Source organism: Streptomyces sp. NPDC048643 (genome assembly GCF_040650615.1).
GTDB lineage: Bacteria > Actinomycetota > Actinomycetes > Streptomycetales > Streptomycetaceae > Streptomyces.
Window position 1 is genome coordinate 136,196 of record NZ_JBEZHO010000006.1, and the last position, 16,035, is coordinate 152,230.

Annotated in this window: 17 protein-coding genes; 13 read left to right on the plus strand and 4 right to left on the minus strand. The window is 70.6% G+C overall.

What is annotated here, in order from left to right:
• Positions 1 to 114: 114 nt before the first annotated feature.
• A complete protein-coding gene (locus AB0C62_RS08595) occupies positions 115 to 618 on the plus strand; it encodes an ATP-binding protein (protein WP_362971114.1) in 504 nt (167 codons plus the stop codon).
• 8 nt (positions 619 to 626) lie between these two features.
• Here AB0C62_RS08595 and idi read toward each other — a convergent pair whose 3' ends face one another.
• The 4 genes from idi to galE form a co-directional block, all read right to left on the minus strand.
• A complete protein-coding gene (gene idi, locus AB0C62_RS08600; protein ID WP_362970909.1) occupies positions 627 to 1,220 on the minus strand; it encodes an isopentenyl-diphosphate Delta-isomerase in 594 nt (197 codons plus the stop codon).
• Positions 1,221 to 1,343: 123 nt separating this feature from the next.
• Positions 1,344 to 1,556 carry a hypothetical protein gene (locus AB0C62_RS08605; RefSeq protein WP_362970911.1) on the minus strand — a complete coding sequence of 71 codons (213 nt, stop codon included), beginning with the start codon at positions 1,554 to 1,556 and terminating at the stop codon, positions 1,344 to 1,346.
• A gap of 56 nt (positions 1,557 to 1,612) precedes the next feature.
• A complete protein-coding gene (locus tag AB0C62_RS08610; RefSeq protein WP_362970913.1) occupies positions 1,613 to 2,551 on the minus strand; it encodes a cation diffusion facilitator family transporter in 939 nt (312 codons plus the stop codon).
• 150 nt (positions 2,552 to 2,701) lie between these two features.
• Positions 2,702 to 3,682 carry a UDP-glucose 4-epimerase GalE gene (gene galE, locus AB0C62_RS08615; RefSeq protein ID WP_362970915.1) on the minus strand — a complete coding sequence of 327 codons (981 nt, stop codon included), beginning with the start codon at positions 3,680 to 3,682 and terminating at the stop codon, positions 2,702 to 2,704.
• A gap of 321 nt (positions 3,683 to 4,003) precedes the next feature.
• Here galE and AB0C62_RS08620 point away from each other — a divergent pair, with 321 nt between their 5' ends.
• The 12 genes from AB0C62_RS08620 to AB0C62_RS08675 all read left to right on the plus strand — a co-directional run bounded on the left by AB0C62_RS08620 (position 4,004) and on the right by AB0C62_RS08675 (position 15,914).
• Positions 4,004 to 5,800, plus strand: coding sequence for a DUF5941 domain-containing protein (locus AB0C62_RS08620; RefSeq protein WP_362971116.1), 1,797 nt, complete (start codon positions 4,004 to 4,006; stop codon positions 5,798 to 5,800).
• Positions 5,797 to 6,549 (plus strand): phosphocholine cytidylyltransferase family protein, encoded by a 753-nt coding sequence (locus AB0C62_RS08625; protein ID WP_362970917.1) that lies wholly within the window; start codon positions 5,797 to 5,799, stop codon positions 6,547 to 6,549. Before AB0C62_RS08620 ends, AB0C62_RS08625 begins: the two co-directional genes overlap by 4 nt.
• A complete protein-coding gene (locus tag AB0C62_RS08630; RefSeq protein WP_362970919.1) occupies positions 6,537 to 7,598 on the plus strand; it encodes an iron-containing alcohol dehydrogenase family protein in 1,062 nt (353 codons plus the stop codon). The genes AB0C62_RS08625 and AB0C62_RS08630 overlap by 13 nt, the downstream gene beginning before the upstream one ends.
• A complete protein-coding gene (locus tag AB0C62_RS08635) occupies positions 7,576 to 8,355 on the plus strand; it encodes a CDP-alcohol phosphatidyltransferase family protein (protein ID WP_362970921.1) in 780 nt (259 codons plus the stop codon). Before AB0C62_RS08630 ends, AB0C62_RS08635 begins: the two co-directional genes overlap by 23 nt.
• An 8-nt stretch (positions 8,356 to 8,363) precedes the next feature.
• A complete protein-coding gene (locus AB0C62_RS08640; RefSeq protein ID WP_362971118.1) occupies positions 8,364 to 9,236 on the plus strand; it encodes a glycosyltransferase in 873 nt (290 codons plus the stop codon).
• Between the two features lie 98 nt (positions 9,237 to 9,334).
• Complete coding sequence (locus AB0C62_RS08645) at positions 9,335 to 10,264, plus strand: ABC transporter permease (RefSeq protein ID WP_362970923.1); 930 nt, start codon at positions 9,335 to 9,337, stop codon at positions 10,262 to 10,264.
• Entirely contained in the window at positions 10,257 to 11,036 is a 780-nt protein-coding gene (locus AB0C62_RS08650) for an ABC transporter ATP-binding protein (protein WP_362970925.1), read from the plus strand. Before AB0C62_RS08645 ends, AB0C62_RS08650 begins: the two co-directional genes overlap by 8 nt.
• A gap of 358 nt (positions 11,037 to 11,394) precedes the next feature.
• Positions 11,395 to 12,297, plus strand: a complete 903-nt coding sequence (gene hpnC / locus AB0C62_RS08655; RefSeq protein ID WP_362970927.1) for a squalene synthase HpnC — start codon at positions 11,395 to 11,397, stop codon at positions 12,295 to 12,297.
• On the plus strand, positions 12,294 to 13,244 hold the full coding sequence (gene hpnD, locus AB0C62_RS08660) for a presqualene diphosphate synthase HpnD (protein WP_362970929.1): 951 nt from the start codon (positions 12,294 to 12,296) through the stop codon (positions 13,242 to 13,244). The genes hpnC and hpnD overlap by 4 nt, the downstream gene beginning before the upstream one ends.
• Before the next feature lie 8 nt (positions 13,245 to 13,252).
• A complete protein-coding gene (locus tag AB0C62_RS08665) occupies positions 13,253 to 13,384 on the plus strand; it encodes a DUF6380 family protein (protein ID WP_362971120.1) in 132 nt (43 codons plus the stop codon).
• A complete protein-coding gene (gene hpnE, locus AB0C62_RS08670) occupies positions 13,381 to 14,787 on the plus strand; it encodes a hydroxysqualene dehydroxylase HpnE (protein WP_362970931.1) in 1,407 nt (468 codons plus the stop codon). Before AB0C62_RS08665 ends, hpnE begins: the two co-directional genes overlap by 4 nt.
• Positions 14,784 to 15,914: a polyprenyl synthetase family protein gene (locus AB0C62_RS08675; RefSeq protein ID WP_362970933.1), complete on the plus strand. Its 1,131-nt coding sequence runs from the start codon at positions 14,784 to 14,786 to the stop codon at positions 15,912 to 15,914. Before hpnE ends, AB0C62_RS08675 begins: the two co-directional genes overlap by 4 nt.
• Positions 15,915 to 16,035 lie beyond the last annotated feature (121 nt).

Consider the following 16,035-nt stretch of genomic DNA (forward strand, 5'->3'; position numbering starts at 1 on the left):
ACGGTCAGAAGGCGTCGATAGTCGCTGACTTCTGTTCAGTTCTCCGGTACGGACCAGCGCATTACCAACACTCGACGTGTGGTGACAATCGAGCGCAAGGGTGGCGACCGGACGATGGAGAACCTCGGGCGGGGGTCCGACCCGAGCCCCGAAGGCGGGGGCGTGACACCCGGCGTCAGATCGCCGGAGCCGCTGCCGTACGAGGGGGTGTGGAGGTTCACCGCGCCCGCCGTCGACGCCTCCGTGCCGCAGGCACGGCATGCCGTCCGTGACCTGCTGGCCCGCCAGGGGGTCCCGGTCTCGGACGAACTCGTCCAGGGACTGCTGCTGATCGTCTCCGAACTGGTCACGAACGCCGTCAAGCACGCGGCACTCCTGTCGCCGATGCTCGCGGTCGAGGTCGCCGTCGGAGCCGAGTGGGTGCGGGTGTCCGTCGAGGACAACCACCCCTACCGTCCGACCGCGCTGGAGGCCGACCACGGCCAGACCGGCGGCCGCGGCCTGCTGCTGGTGCGCGAGGTCACCAGGGAGTCCGGGGGTGCGTGCGACGTCGAGCACACCGCGAGCGGCGGCAAGGTGATCTGGGCCGCCCTGCCGCTCACCCCGGGTGTCGTGTAGCGGACCCGCTACCAGCCCGCGGACGGGCCCGTCAGTTCACGGACGGCCGGACGGGCCGCGTCCAGCACCGTCATGAACCACGCCGAGAACGGGTCCTTCGCGTGCCGCTCGGCCAACTCGGCGGCGGTCACGAAAGCCGTCGAGCCGACCTCCTCGGGATCGGGCCGCAGCGCGGACTGCACCATGCCGACGAAGAGGTGGTTGTACTCCTGCTCCACCAGACCCGAGTCCGGGTCCGGGTGGTTGTAGCGGACCGTGCCCGCCTCGGCCAGCAGCGTCGGCGACACCCCCAGCTCCTCGTACGTCCGCCGGGCCGCCGCCGCGAACGGCGCCTCGCCCGGGTACGGGTGGCCGCAGCAGGTGTTGGACCAGACACCGGGGGAGTGGTACTTGCCGAGGGCGCGCTGCTGGAGCAGCAGCCGGCCCTGCTCGTCGAAGAGGAACACCGAGAACGCTCTGTGCAGCTGCCCCGGCGTCTGGTGGGCGGCGAGCTTCTCCGCCGTACCGATCGTGTTGCCGTCCTCGTCGACCAGTTCCAGCAAGATCGCTTCAACGGTGCCGTTCGACGAACTGTGCGTCGCGGTGGCAGGTGTGATCGGCATACCCATCCTTCGCATCGGTCTTCAAGCCCCAAGTCTGCCGTACGAAAGCGGCACTCCCGGCACTTCGCGGCTCCCGCATGTCCCGCCCCGGGAGCCCGGAACGGGACACGCGGCCGGTGTGCGTCAGACGCCGAAAGCCGCTGGATACCTGATCGTGCCCGGTGCCACCGGCCAGGAACCGCCGAGGACGAGGGCCATCAGATGTTCGGACGGCACGTCGAATCCGGGCCGGATGCCGTACGCGGCGGCGGGCCCGAAGCCGAACCTCGCGTAGTACCCGGGATGCCCGCGTACGAGGACGAGCCGCTCTCCCCGCGCGTGTGCCGCGTCCAGCACCGCGCGTACGACGGCCGATCCGGCGCCCCGGGTTTTACGGGAGCCCCGCCGCGCGGTCAGTGGCAGAGTCGCGCCTCGTGCTCGGCGTGGCCGCTCGGTTCCAGCTGGAAGGTGCAGTGCTCCACGTCGAAGTGGACGCCGAGGCAGCCCTGGAGTTCGTGGAGCACCTTCTCGTGCCCTATGGCGTTCAGCACGTCGGAACTGACGACGACGTGCGCCGAGAGCACCGGCATGCCCGACGTGATGGTCCAGGCGTGCAGGTCGTGGATGTCCTCGACCCCGTCGAGAGCCAGGATGTGGGCGCGTACCTCCGCCATGTCGACCCCCTTGGGAGCCGCCTCCAGCAGCACGTCGAGCGTCTCGTGCAGCAGCTTCCAGGTGCGCGGGACGATCATCAGCGCGATGGCGATCGAGGCGATGGGGTCCGCGGCCTGCCAGCCGGTGGTGATGATGACCACCGCCGCGATGATGACCGCCAGCGAGCCCAATGCGTCGGCCGCCACCTCCAGGAAGGCCCCCCGCACGTTCAGGCTGTCCTTCTGGCCGCGCATCAGCAGCGTCAGCGACACCGAGTTGGCGACCAGACCGATCGCGCCGAACACGATGGCCAGGCCGCCCTGGGTGTCGGCGGGCGTCACGAAACGCTGGATCGCCTCGACGAGCACGTAGCCGCCGACGACGAGCAGCAGCAGACAGTTGGCGAGCGCGGCCAGGATCTCGGCCCGGGCCAGCCCGAAGGTGCGGTTGCGGCTCGGGGGCCGCGCCGCGAAGTGGATCGCGAGCAGGGCCATGCCGAGCCCCAGCGCGTCCGTCGCCATGTGTGCCGCGTCCGCGACCAACGCGAGCGAGTCGGCCAGCAGACCGCCGAAGATCTCGACGACCATGACGGCGAGCGTGATGCCCAGGGCGACGCGCAGCCTCCCGCGGTACGCGGCCGCCGCCGTGCCCGTCGGGGGAGCGCCGTGCGCGTGCCCGTGGTCGTGCCCAGCCCCCATGGAAAGCCGCCTCCCGTGCCTCGGTCCGGAACAACAGGTCCGGATTCACAGTGAACTACGGGAACCGGCTCCTGGGCAACGCGGCACTGAACACCGTTGTCATATGCTCTGACCTGCGGAAACGATCCGCAGGTCAGAGCGTTGACAAGATCATCCGGTGGTGGTTCCCGGGTGGTGGAACCGCCAGCCGCGCCAGGCCGACTCGACCATCTCGGGGACCCCGCGCCGTGCGCTCCAGCCGAGCCGTTCGCCGGCCAGGGCGGCAGAGGCCACCGCGCGCGGCGCGTCGCCCGGACGGCGCGGCTCGACGACGGGCTGCCGGGGGTCTCCGGTCACCTCGGAGACGAGCGTCATGAGCTCCCGCACGGAGACGCCCTGGCCCGTGCCGATGTTGACGGTCAGGTCGCCGCTCGCGCCTTCGGCCAGCCGCCTGGCCGCCGCGAGATGTGCCTCGGCGAGGTCGGCGACATGGATGTAGTCACGGACGGCGGTCCCGTCCGGCGTCGCGTAGTCGTCCCCGAAGATCCGCGGGGCCTCGCCCCGGGTGAGCCGGTCGAACACCATCGGGACGATGTTGAAGGCGCCCGTGTCGGCGAGTTCCGGCGAGGCGGCGCCCGCCACGTTGAAGTAGCGCAGACACATGGTCGCGATGCCGTGCGCCCGGCCCGTCGCCCGCACCAGCCACTCCCCGGCGAGCTTCGTCTCGCCGTAGGGGCTCATCGGGGCGCAGGGGGTGTCCTCCGTGATGAGGTCCACATCGGGGTTGCCGTAGACGGCCGCCGACGAGGAGAACACGAAGCGCTTCACGCCCGCCCCGGCGACCGCCTCCAGGACGGTCGCGAGGCCGCCCACGTTCTCCTGGTAGTAGCGCGTCGGCTGGGCCACCGACTCACCGACCTGCTTGCGCGCCGCGAGGTGCACCACACCCGTGATCGCGTGCTCGGACAGCACCCGCTTGAGCAGGTCCCCGTCCAGCGAGGAGCCCTGCATCAGCGGGATGTCCTCCGGAAGCCGGTTCGGCACCCCGGACGAGAGGTCGTCGAGGACGACGAGGCGTTCCCCCGCCTCCGCCATCGTCCGCGCCACATGTGCCCCGATGTATCCGGCTCCGCCGGTGATCAGCCATGTCATGGACGCCAACCCTATGCCGGTCGAAAGAGGTGTCCGCCCTGCCCCGCTCCGGGGGGTGCGGGAGGGTGTCGGACGTCATGCCGAGAATGCGCCGGTCTGCGAACGCGGGTTTGTGAGCGGGGACCGCGATCCCCGATGATGATCGCGGCGCGGGCAGTGCAGAAGCGGTTGATCGGGCCGTGAACGGGCGGTGAACGCCCTCTTCCGTTCATCCGATAGCCTCTGCCGACACGCCGCCCGGGCCGCCTCTGCAGGCCGGGGGTCTTCCCACCACGCACACGCCCGGCGCGAGGCCGCGCCGGCACCCAGGGAGTGAGTTCGCTGTCGACCGCCATCCTCACCGGTCAGCCGGTCCCCGGATCGTCGCTCGAAGGCGATCTGCGGTCGCTCGGCTTCGACGTGCGGCTCGCCTCCGACGCGGGTGAGACCGAGAGCCTGCTCGCCGCCGTGCCGGCGAGCGAGCGGGTCGCCGTCGTCGACACCCGCTTCGTGGGCCACGAGCACGCCCTGCGGCTCGGTCTCACCGACCCGCGCTTCGCGGCCTCCGCGCTGCCCGGTGCCGTCTCCGTACAGCCCGAGGCCCGGCGGGCGCTGACCCGCGCCCTGGCCCGCGAGAGCTCCGCGAGCGGCGGCCTCGCCGTCGCCACGGAGAACCTCGCCGAACGCCTCACCGCCGCCCTCGACGCGGACGACGTCGCCGTGCACCGCCCGGAACTCGGCGCCCTCGTCGCCATCGTCCCGACGGACCCGCAGGAACGCAACGAGGCCCGGCAGGCCGTCTCCGCCGTGGACGACGAGGCGATCCGGCTGCGCAGCGCCGTGAAGGCCCGCGACGGCTTCTTCACCACCTACTGCATCAGCCCGTACTCGCGCTACATCGCCCGCTGGTGCGCCCGCCGCGGCCTGACCCCGAACCAGGTCACCACCGCGTCGCTGATCACCGCGCTGATCGCCGCGGGCAGCGCCGCCACCGGCACCCGCGCCGGCTTCGTCGCCGCCGGACTGCTCCTCCTCTTCTCCTTCGTCCTGGACTGCACGGACGGACAGCTCGCCCGCTACTCCCTGCAGTACTCCACCCTCGGCGCCTGGCTGGACGCGACCTTCGACCGGGCCAAGGAGTACGCCTACTACGCGGGCCTCGCGCTCGGCGCGGCCCGCGGCGGCGACGACGTCTGGGCGCTCGCCCTCGGCGCGATGATCCTGCAGACCTGCCGCCACGTCGTGGACTTCTCCTTCAACGAGGCGAACCACGACGCCACGGCCAACACCAGCCCCACCGCCGCCCTCTCGGACAAGCTCGACAGCGTCGGCTGGACGGTCTGGGTGCGCCGGATGATCGTCCTGCCCATCGGTGAGCGCTGGGCGATGATCGCCGTGCTCACCGCGTTCACGACGCCCCGCATCACCTTCTACGCGCTGCTGGTCGGCTGCGCCTTCGCGGCGACCTACACCACGGCCGGCCGGGTGCTGCGCTCGCTCACCCGCAAGGCACACCGCACCGACCGTGCCGCCCAGGCCCTCGTGGACCTCACCGACTCCGGCCCGCTCGCGGAGCTCCTGACCCGTGCCGCCCGCGGTGTCCCGCGCCTCGCGCCCGCCGTCGTCGCGTTCGTCGCCGGGGCGATCGTCGTGATCTGCGCCGCACTCGCCCCCTACGGAAGCTGGTGGCCGGTCCTCGGCGCCGCGGTGTACGTCCTGCTCTCGCCAGCCGCCCTGCTCAGGCCCCTGAAAGGCGCCCTGGACTGGCTCGTTCCGCCCTTCTACCGCGCGGCGGAGTACCTCACCGTGCTGGTCCTGGCGGTCAACGCGGACGTGAACGGAGCCCTTCCGGCGGCTTTCGGCCTGGTGGCCGCGGTCGCCTACCATCACTACGACACGGTGTACCGCATTCGCGGAAACGCCGGCGCCCCCCCGCACTGGCTGGTGCGGGCGACCGGCGGGCACGAAGGCAGGACGCTGCTGGTCACCGTCCTGGCCGCGCTGCTCACCGCCGCACAGTTCAAGGTCGCGCTCACGGTGTTCGCCGTGGCCGTGACGCTGCTGGTGCTCACCGAGAGCATCCGTTTCTGGGTGTCCTCCGGGGCCCCCGCCGTACACGATGAAGGAGAACCCGCATGATCGGCCTCGTGCTGGCGGCTGGCGCCGGACGGCGTCTGCGTCCCTACACCGACACTCTGCCGAAGGCTCTGGTGCCGGTGGGTCCGGAGGGTGCGGAGGACTCGATCACGGTCCTGGACCTGACGCTGGGGAACTTCGCGGAGATCGGTCTGACGGAGGTCGGCATCATCGTCGGCTACCGCAAGGAGGCCGTGTACGACCGTAAGGCGGCGCTGGAGGAGAAGTACGGCCTCAAGATCACGCTGATCGACAACGACAAGGCCGAGGAGTGGAACAACGCCTACTCCCTGTGGTGCGGCCGGGACGCGCTGAAGGACGGCGTGATCCTCGCGAACGGTGACACCGTGCACCCGGTCTCCGTCGAGCGGACGCTGCTGGCCGCGCGCGGCGAGGGCAAGAAGATCATTCTCGCTCTCGACACGGTGAAGGACCTCGCCGACGAGGAGATGAAGGTCGTGGTGGACCCCGACAAGGGTGTCCGGAAGATCACGAAGCTGATGGACCCGGCGGAGGCGACGGGCGAGTACATCGGCGTGACCCTCATCGAGGGCGCCGCCGCCGACGAGCTCGCCGACGCGCTGAAGACGGTGTGGGAGACGGACCCGCAGCAGTTCTACGAGCACGGCTACCAGGAGCTGGTGGACCGCGGCTTCCAGATCGACGTCGCGCCCATCGGTGACGTGTCCTGGGTGGAGATCGACAACCACGACGACCTGGCCAAGGGGCGTGTGATCGCGTGCCAGTACTGACGAGGCTCATCCCCTCGCCGGTCGTGGTCGACATCCGCGCGGGTGCCCTGGACGACCTGGCGAGCGTCCTGTACGACGAGCGGATCTCCCACTCCGGGAAGATCGCCGTCGCGGTCAGCACCGGGTCGGGCGCGAAGCTCCGCGAGCGCCTGACCCCGGCCCTGCCGGGTGCCACCTGGTACGAGGTCGGCGGTGGAACGCTCGACGACGCGATCCGGCTGGCCGACGAGATGCGGTCCGGGCACTACGACGCCGTCGTGGGCCTGGGCGGCGGCAAGATCATCGACTGCGCGAAGTTCGCCGCCGCACGCGTCGGGCTGCCGCTCGTCGCCGTGCCGACCAACCTCGCGCACGACGGACTGTGCTCGCCCGTCGCCACCCTGGACAACGACGCGGGCCGCGGCTCCTACGGCGTGCCGAACCCCATCGCGGTCGTCATCGATCTCGACGTGATCCGCGAGGCGCCGATCCGCTTCGTCCGGTCCGGCATCGGCGACGCCGTGTCCAACATCAACGCGGTCGCGGACTGGGAGCTCTCCAACCGCGTCAACGGCGAGAAGATCGACGGTCTCGCCGCCGCGATGGCACGCCAGGCGGGCGAGGCCGTCCTCCGGCACCCCGGCGGTGTCGGCGACAACGACTTCCTCCAGGTCCTGGCCGAGGCGCTGGTCCTCACCGGCATCTCGATGTCGATCTCCGGCGACTCCCGGCCCGCCTCGGGCTCCTGCCACGAGATCAACCACGCCTTCGACCTCCTCTTCCCCCAGCGCGCGGCGAGCCACGGCGAGCAGTGCGGCCTGGGAGCGGCCTTCGCGATGTACCTGCGCGGGGCGCACGAGGAGTCGGTGTACCAGGCCGAGGTGCTGCGCCGACACGGACTGCCGGTGCTGCCCGAGGAGATCGGCTTCACCGTGGACGAGTTCGTCCAGGTCGTCGAGTTCGCTCCGCGGACCCGGCCCGGGCGCTACACGATCCTCGAACACCTCGACCTGAAAACCCACCAGATCAAGGACTTCTACTCCGACTATGCCAAGGCCATCAGTAGCTGAACTCCGCCCGGTCGTTCACCCCGCGGGGGTCAAGGACCGGCGCAGCGGTGAGCACTGGGCGGGACGCCTGTACATGCGAGAGATCTCGCTGCGCTGCGACCGCTACCTGGTGAACACCAGGATCACGCCCAACCAGCTCACGTACCTGATGACCCTGTGCGGTGTGCTCGCGGCCCCGGCCCTGCTGGTGCCGGGGATCGCGGGCGCCGTGCTCGGCCTGGTGATGGTCCAGCTGTACCTGCTGCTCGACTGCGTCGACGGCGAGGTCGCCCGCTGGAAGAAGCAGTTCTCGCTCGGCGGGGTCTACCTCGACCGCGTCGGCGCCTACCTGACCGACGCCGCGGTCCTCGTCGGCCTCGGCCTGCGCGCCGCCGACCTGTGGGGCGGCGGCCGGATCGACTGGCTGTGGGCCTTCCTCGGCACCCTGGCCGCCCTCGGCGCGATCCTGATCAAGGCCGAGACCGACCTCGTCGGCGTCGCCCGCCACCAGGGCGGACTGCCCCCGGTCCAGGAGTCCGCCGCCGAGCCCCGCTCCTCCGGCATGGCGCTCGCCCGCCGGGCCGCCGCGGCACTCAAGTTCCACCGGCTGATCCTCGGCATCGAGGCGACCATGCTGATCCTGGTCCTCGCGATCGTCGACCAGATCAGGGGCGACCTGTTCTTCACCCGGCTCGGCACCGCCGTGCTCGCCGGCATCGCGATCGTGCAGACCCTGCTGCACCTCGTGTCCATCCTCGCTTCGAGCAGGCTCAAGTGAGTACGGCCATGAAGGTCGGCGCGGTCGTCATCACCATGGGCAACCGCCCCGACGAGCTGCGGGCCCTGCTCGACTCGGTCGCCAAGCAGGACGGCGACCGTGTCGAGGTGGTCGTCGTCGGCAACGGCTCTCCCGTCCCCGACGTCCCCGCGGGCGTCCGTACGGTCGAGCTGCCCGAGAACCTCGGCATCCCCGGTGGCCGCAACGTCGGTATCGAGGCATTCGGCCCCGGCGGCGCCGACGTCGACGTCCTGCTCTTCCTGGACGACGACGGACTGCTGGCCCATCACGACACCGCCGAGCTGTGCCGCCGCGCCTTCACCGACGACCCCCGGCTCGGGATCATCAGCTTCCGCATCGCCGACCCCGAGACGGGCGAGACCCAGCGGCGCCACGTGCCCCGGCTGCGCGCCGCCGACCCGATGCGCTCCTCGCGCGTCACCACGTTCCTCGGCGGCGCCAACGCGGTGCGTACGAGGGTCCTCGCCGAGGTGGGCGGACTGCCGGACGCGTTCTTCTACGCCCATGAGGAGACCGACCTCGCCTGGCGGGCCCTCGACGCCGGCTGGATGATCGACTACCGGTCCGACATGGTGCTGTACCACCCGACGACCGCCCCCTCGCGGCACGCGGTGTACCACCGCATGGTGGCCCGCAACCGCGTGTGGCTCGCCCGCCGCAACCTCCCCGCGCTCCTCGTCCCGGTCTACCTCGGCGTCTGGATGCTCCTGACGCTGCTGCGCCGCCCCTCGCGAGCGGCGCTGAAGGCCTGGTTCGGGGGATTCCGGGAGGGCTGGAGCAGTCCGTGCGGACCCCGCCGTCCCATGAAGTGGCGTACGGTGTGGCGGCTGACTCGACTGGGCCGACCTCCCGTCATCTGACAAGCTCGATTCCGAGAGCGTCGGGGCCGGCAACGGTCCCCTGCTCTCGCCTCTGCCCGATCCGGCTGTGCGCATCTTGAAGACGAAAGTTTCCACTTGTGAGTGAGACAACGCATGACGGTGGAGTCGCGGTGAGCGACCGACCGTCGCCCGACGACGGGCTCTCCGCGGCCGAGCTGGCCGCCAAGTACGGGCTCGCGGTCAGCGGCGCCCGGCCCGGCCTCGCCCAGTACGTTCGTCAGCTGTGGGGCCGGCGGCACTTCATCCTCGCCTTCTCCCAGGCGAAGCTCACCGCCCAGTACAGCCAGGCCAAGCTCGGCCAGCTCTGGCAGGTGGCGACGCCGCTGCTGAACGCGCTCGTCTACTACCTGATCTTCGGCCTGATCCTGAAGGCCAACAAGGGGCTGTCGCACGATGTGTACATCCCCTTCCTGGTGACGGGCGTCTTCGTCTTCACGTTCACCCAGAGCTCGATCATGGCGGGTGTCCGGGCGATCTCCGGCAACCTCGGCCTGGTGCGCGCGCTGCACTTCCCGCGCGCCTCGCTGCCGATCTCCTTCGCGCTCCAGCAGCTCCAGCAGCTGCTGTTCTCGATGATCGTGCTGTTCCTGGTGGTGATCGCCTTCGGCAGCTATCCGGGCCTGTCCTGGCTGATGATCCTCCCCGTGCTGTTCCTGCAGTTCCTCTTCAACACGGGCCTCGCGCTGATCGTGGCGAGGATGGGCTCCAAGACACCGGACCTCGCCCAGCTCATGCCGTTCATCCTGCGCACCTGGATGTACGCGTCCGGCGTCATGTTCTCCATCAGCGCCATGCTCGCGAGCAGCCCGGAGTGGGTCGCCCGCGCGCTGCAGGCCAACCCGGCCGCGGTCTACATGGACCTGATGCGCTTCGCGCTCATCGACGGATACGGCTCCTCCAACCTGCCGCCGCACGTGTGGGCCATCGCCGTCTTCTGGGCCGTGACCGTCTCCGTCGGCGGGTTCGTGTACTTCTGGAAGGCTGAAGAGAGGTACGGCCGTGGCTGAGCTCGAGAAGAGGTCGCACATTCCGACCGTCATCGCGGACGAACTGCACATCGTCTACCGCGTGAACGGCGCCAAGACCGGCAAGGGCAGCGCCACCTCCGCCCTCAGCCGCATCGTCAAGCGCGGCGAGGAGCGCGGGGTACGCAAGGTGCACGCCGTCAGGGGCGTCTCCTTCACCGCGTACCGGGGCGAGGCCGTCGGCCTGATCGGTTCGAACGGCTCCGGCAAGTCCACGCTCCTGCGCGCCATCGCCGGCCTGCTCCCCGCCGAGAAGGGCAAGGTCTTCACCGACGGCCAGCCCTCGCTGCTCGGCGTGAACGCGGCCCTGATGAACGACCTGACGGGCGAGCGGAACGTCATATTGGGCGGGCTCGCGATGGGCATGTCCCGCGAGCAGATCCGGGAGCGCTACCAGAGCATCGTCGACTTCTCGGGCATCAACGAGAAGGGCGACTTCATCACGCTGCCGATGCGGACCTACTCGTCCGGCATGGCGGCCCGGCTGCGCTTCTCCATCGCCGCGGCCAAGGACCACGACGTCCTGATGATCGACGAGGCGCTCGCCACCGGTGACCGCTCCTTCCAGAAGCGGTCCGAGGCCCGTATCCGCGAGCTGCGCAAGAGCGCCGGCACGGTGTTTCTGGTCAGTCACAACAACAAGTCGATCCGCGACACCTGCGATCGCGTGTTGTGGCTGGAGCGCGGCGAACTGCGCATGGACGGACCCACCGAAGAGGTCCTCAAGGAGTACGAGAAGTTCACGGGCAAGTAACCCGTTTCGCCCAGGGCCCCGCCGGAACTCTCCGGCGGGGCCCTGCGTCTGCAAAGGAAAGGCCAACTCCGGTCGGCCGTAGGAATCTTGACGCCAATCGGTGTGTTGTTGTGATGTGCAGGACACCCCGGCGGAGTGTGCCGCGTTGTACAACGTAAGCTGTACCGGTGCTGAATCGCGTCAAGTAGGGCGATAATACGCGACACCCGGCACCGTCTCGCTGTGCGGATCTCCGGGCGGCGTGTCCGAAATGGGCAGTGTTGGGTCGGCAGTGTAGAACGGGAGATGTGACGGCAATGGCTACGGTGACTCTCCAGCTCCGCGATGCGTCTGCCGTCCCCGCGCCGGGCGGCCGGCGGTGACCGAAGCCGATACGGCCCGCACCGGTGATCCGGGGCGCGGCACGCTGGACAAAGCCGCGGACGAGAACTTTCCCGTGGCGCCCTTCTTCCTGCCCAAGGCCTGGCGTGACGACCTGATGGCCGTCTATGGCTTCGCACGCCTCGTCGACGACATCGGTGACGGCGACCTCGCCCCCGGTGGAGCCGACGCCCGCCTTCTCGGCGTGTCGACCGCCGAGGCCGAGGACACGCCGGTCCTGCTGGACGCCCTGGAAGCCGATCTTCACCGCGTGTTCGACGCGACCCCCCGCCACCCCCTGCTGCTCCGTCTGCAGCCCACCGTCCGCCGCGCGGGCCTCACCCCCGAGCCGTTCCTCGGCCTGCTCGCGGCCAACCGTCAGGACCAGCTTGTCAAGCGGTACGAGACCTACGACGACCTGCTCGCCTACTGCGAGCTGTCCGCGAACCCCGTCGGCCGCCTGGTCCTCTCCGTGACCGGGACGTCCACCCCCGAGCGGGTCCGCCACTCCGACGCGGTGTGCACGGCACTGCAGATCGTCGAGCACCTCCAGGACGTCGCCGAGGATCTCGGCCGCGACCGTGTCTATCTTCCCGCCGAGGACATGAAGCGCTTTCATGTCCTCGAAACGGATCTCGCCGCCCCCACAGCAGGCGCATCGGTGCGAGCACTGGTTGCATACGAAGCAGAACGCGCCTTGAACCTCCTGAATGAAGGCACCCCCCTCGTGGGTAGCGTCCACGGCAGGCTGAAGCTGCTGCTCGCGGGGTTCGTTGCGGGGGGGAAGGCGGCGATCCGTGCGATCGCCGCCGCCGAATACGACGTACTTTCAGGCCCGCCCAAGCCCGGCAAGCTCCAGTTGCTGCGCGAGGTGGGAGTGACTCTGCGAGGAAAGGGGTGATCCGGACCGTGGAGTCGGAACAGCACGTGTCCGCACCGGTACTCGCCGCGTACAGCTACTGCGAGGCAGTGACCGGTCAGCAGGCCCGCAATTTCGCGTACGGCATCAGGCTGCTGCCTACGGCCAAGCGCCGTGCGATGTCGGCGCTCTACGCGTTCTCCCGGCGGGTCGACGACATCGGCGACGGCACGCTGGCACCGGACGTGAAGGCGGTCCGTCTCGAGGAGACGAAGGCGCTGCTCGCCCGCGTCCGCGCGGGCGCCGTCGACGAGGACGACACCGACCCGGTCGCCGTCGCCCTCACGCACACCGCCGAGTACTTCCCGGTTCCCCTCGGGGGCCTGGACGAGCTCATCGACGGCGTGCTGATGGACGTACGCGGCGAGACCTACGAGACGTGGGACGACCTGAAGGTCTACTGCCGGTGCGTGGCCGGGGCGATCGGGCGGCTCTCGCTCGGTGTCTTCGGTACCGAACCGGGGGCCCGCGGCGCCGAGCGAGCGCCGGAGTACGCCGACACGCTGGGGCTCGCGCTCCAGCTCACGAACATCCTGCGGGACGTCCGCGAGGACGCGGAGGGCGGGCGTACGTACCTGCCGGCCGACGACCTGGCGAAGTTCGGCTGCTCGGCCGGCTTCGACGGGCCGACCCCGCCGCCGGGCTCCGACTTCGCGGGCCTGGTGCACTTCGAGGTGCGGCGCGCCCGCGCGCTGTTCGCCGAGGGCTACCGGCTGCTGCCCATGCTCGACCGGCGCAGTGGCGCCTGTGTCGCCGCGATGGCGGGTATCTACCGGCGGCTGCTCGACCGCATCGAGCGCGAGCCCGAGGCCGTGCTGCGCGGCCGGGTCTCGCTCCCCGGACGTGAGAAGGCGTTCGTCGCCGTTCGCGGTCTCTCCGGACTCGACGCCCGCCACGTCTCTCGACGCACCGTCCGGAGGCGCGTCTGATGGACAATATGGGCCAAGGTGACACGACCGGCGAAAAGCGGCACGCAACCCTCCGGAGCCGGACGGCGTCCCTGACTGCAACGGCCTGCCGTGCGTCGTCGGATCACGACGGCGCGGCCCCAGGGGAGGGTGCACGATGAGCGAGGTCAAGGAGTCCGCCGACGACTCCGCCCGGTCCGCCGTGGTGATCGGCGGCGGACTCGCCGGGATCACCGCGGCGCTCGCGCTCGCCGACGCCGGGGTGCGCGTCACCCTGCTCGAAGGCCGGCCGCGGCTCGGCGGTCTCGCGTTCTCCTTCCAGCGCGGCGACCTCACCGTGGACAACGGCCAGCACGTCTATCTGCGCTGCTGCACCGCCTACCGCTGGTTCCTCGACCGCATCGACGCGGCCTCGCTGGCGCCTCTGCAGGATCGTCTCGACGTGCCCGTTCTCGACGCGGAGGCCGCTCCCGGGCGCAGACTCGGCAGAATCGGCCGCGACGCGCTGCCGGTGCCGCTGCACCTGGCGCGCAGCCTCGCCACCTACCCGCACCTCTCGCTCGCCGAGCGTGCCAAGGTCGGCCGTGCCGCGCTCGCGCTCAAGGGTCTGGATCTCACCGATCCATCGCTCGACACGCAGAACTTCGGCGACTGGCTCGCCGGGCACGGTCAGTCACGACGGGCCATCGAAGCGCTGTGGGACCTCGTGGGGGTCGCCACCCTCAACGCGGTGGCCGGCGACTGCTCGCTCGCCCTCGCCGCGATGGTGTTCAAGACGGGTCTGCTGTCCGACCCGGGCGCGGCCGACATCGGCTGGGCGCGCGTCCCGCTGGGTGAACTGCACGACACCCTGGCCCGCAAGGCGCTCGACTCCGCGGGCGTACGTACCGAGATCCGTACACGCGTCACCTCCGTCTCCCCTTACGAGAACGGGCGTTGGAGTGTTCAGGTTCCCGGCGAGCGCATCGACGCCGACGCCGTCGTGCTCGCCGTACCGCAGCGCGAGGCCCACGATCTTCTGCCCCAGGGCGCGCTCGACGCCCCCGAGCGGCTGCTGGACATCGGCACCGCGCCGATCCTGAACGTCCACGTCGTCTACGACCGCACCGTCCTCACCGCGCCGTTCTTCGCAGCGCTCGGCTCCCCGGTGCAGTGGGTCTTCGACCGCACGGAGGCCTCCGGGCTGCGCGAGGGCCAGTACCTAGCGCTGTCGCAGTCGGCGGCGCAGGACGAGATCGACGAGCCCGTGTCGGCGCTGCGGGAGCGGTACCTCCCCGAGCTGGAGCGGCTGCTGCCCGGTGCGCGCGGCGCCGAGGTGAAGGACTTCTTCGTGACCCGGGAGCGCACCGCGACGTTCGCCCCCGACCCGGGCGTCGGGCGGCTGCGCCCCGGTGCCCGGACCAAGGCCCCCGGCCTGTACCTGGCCGGAGCGTGGACCGCCACAGGGTGGCCCGCGACCATGGAGAGTGCGGTCCGCAGCGGCGTCGGCGCGGCGGATGCCGCGCTGGGCGCGCTGGGACGGTCCCGCGATCATCTCCTCGGACTCTTCGAGGAGGCGGCATGACGCTCGAACAGAGCACGACAGGCCCCCGCACCCCCGGTATCGCAACAAGAGGAGAGACTGTGCCCACTGTGCCCCCGGCCGAAACGGCTGCCGACGCGGTGGACGTGACCGCGCTCCTGGAGCGCGGCCGGACCCTGTCCACACCGGTGCTGAAGGCGGCCGTGGACCGCCTGGCGGCGCCCATGGACACTGTCGCCGCCTACCACTTCGGCTGGATCGACGCCGAGGGCAACCCCGCGGACGGTGACGGCGGCAAGGCGGTCCGTCCGGCGCTCGCCGTGCTCTCCGCGCAGGCCGCGGGTGCCGAGCCCGAGGTCGGCGTCCCCGGCGCGGTCGCGGTCGAGCTGGTGCACAACTTCTCGCTGCTGCACGACGACCTGATGGACGGCGACGAACAGCGCCGGCACCGCGACACCGTCTGGAAGGTGCACGGCCCCGCCCAGGCGATCCTGGTCGGCGACGCCCTGTTCGCACTGGCCAACGAGGTGCTGCTGGAGCTCGGCAGTGTCGAGGCCGGCCGCGCCACCCGGCGCCTGACCACCGCCACCCGCGCCCTCATCGACGGCCAGGCCCAGGACATCTCCTACGAGCACCGCGACCGGGTCAGCGTCGAGGAGTGCCTGGAGATGGAGGGCAACAAGACCGGCGCCCTGCTCGCCTGCGCCTGCTCCATCGGCGCGGTCCTCGGCGGCGCCGACGACCTGACCGCCGACACCCTGGAGCGGTACGGCTACCACCTCGGCCTGGCCTTCCAGGCCGTCGACGACCTCCTCGGCATCTGGGGCGACCCGGAGTCCACCGGGAAGCAGACCTGGAGCGATCTGCGCCAGCGCAAGAAGTCCCTGCCCGTCGTGGCCGCGCTCGCGGCGGGCGGTCCCGCCTCCGAGCGGCTCGGCGACCTGCTCGCCGAGGACGCCAAGGCCAGCGACTTCGAGAACTTCTCCGAGGAGGAGTTCGCCGTGCGCGCGGCGCTCATCGAGGAGGCGGGCGGCCGCGACTGGACCGCCCAGGAGGCGCGCCGGCAGCACGCCATCGCCATCGAGGCGCTCGACGCCGTCCCGATGCCCGATCGTGTGCGGGCCGAGCTCGTGGCACTCGCCGACTTCGTCGTCGTACGAAAGAGATGATCACTATCGGTCGAATACACCTCGCGTAGTCGCCGGCCGGTGTTTCCCCCGGGCTTCGAACCTCGTTCGAGCACGGGATCACCATCGGGAACGGAAGCACCGGCCGACGGCGGACCCACAG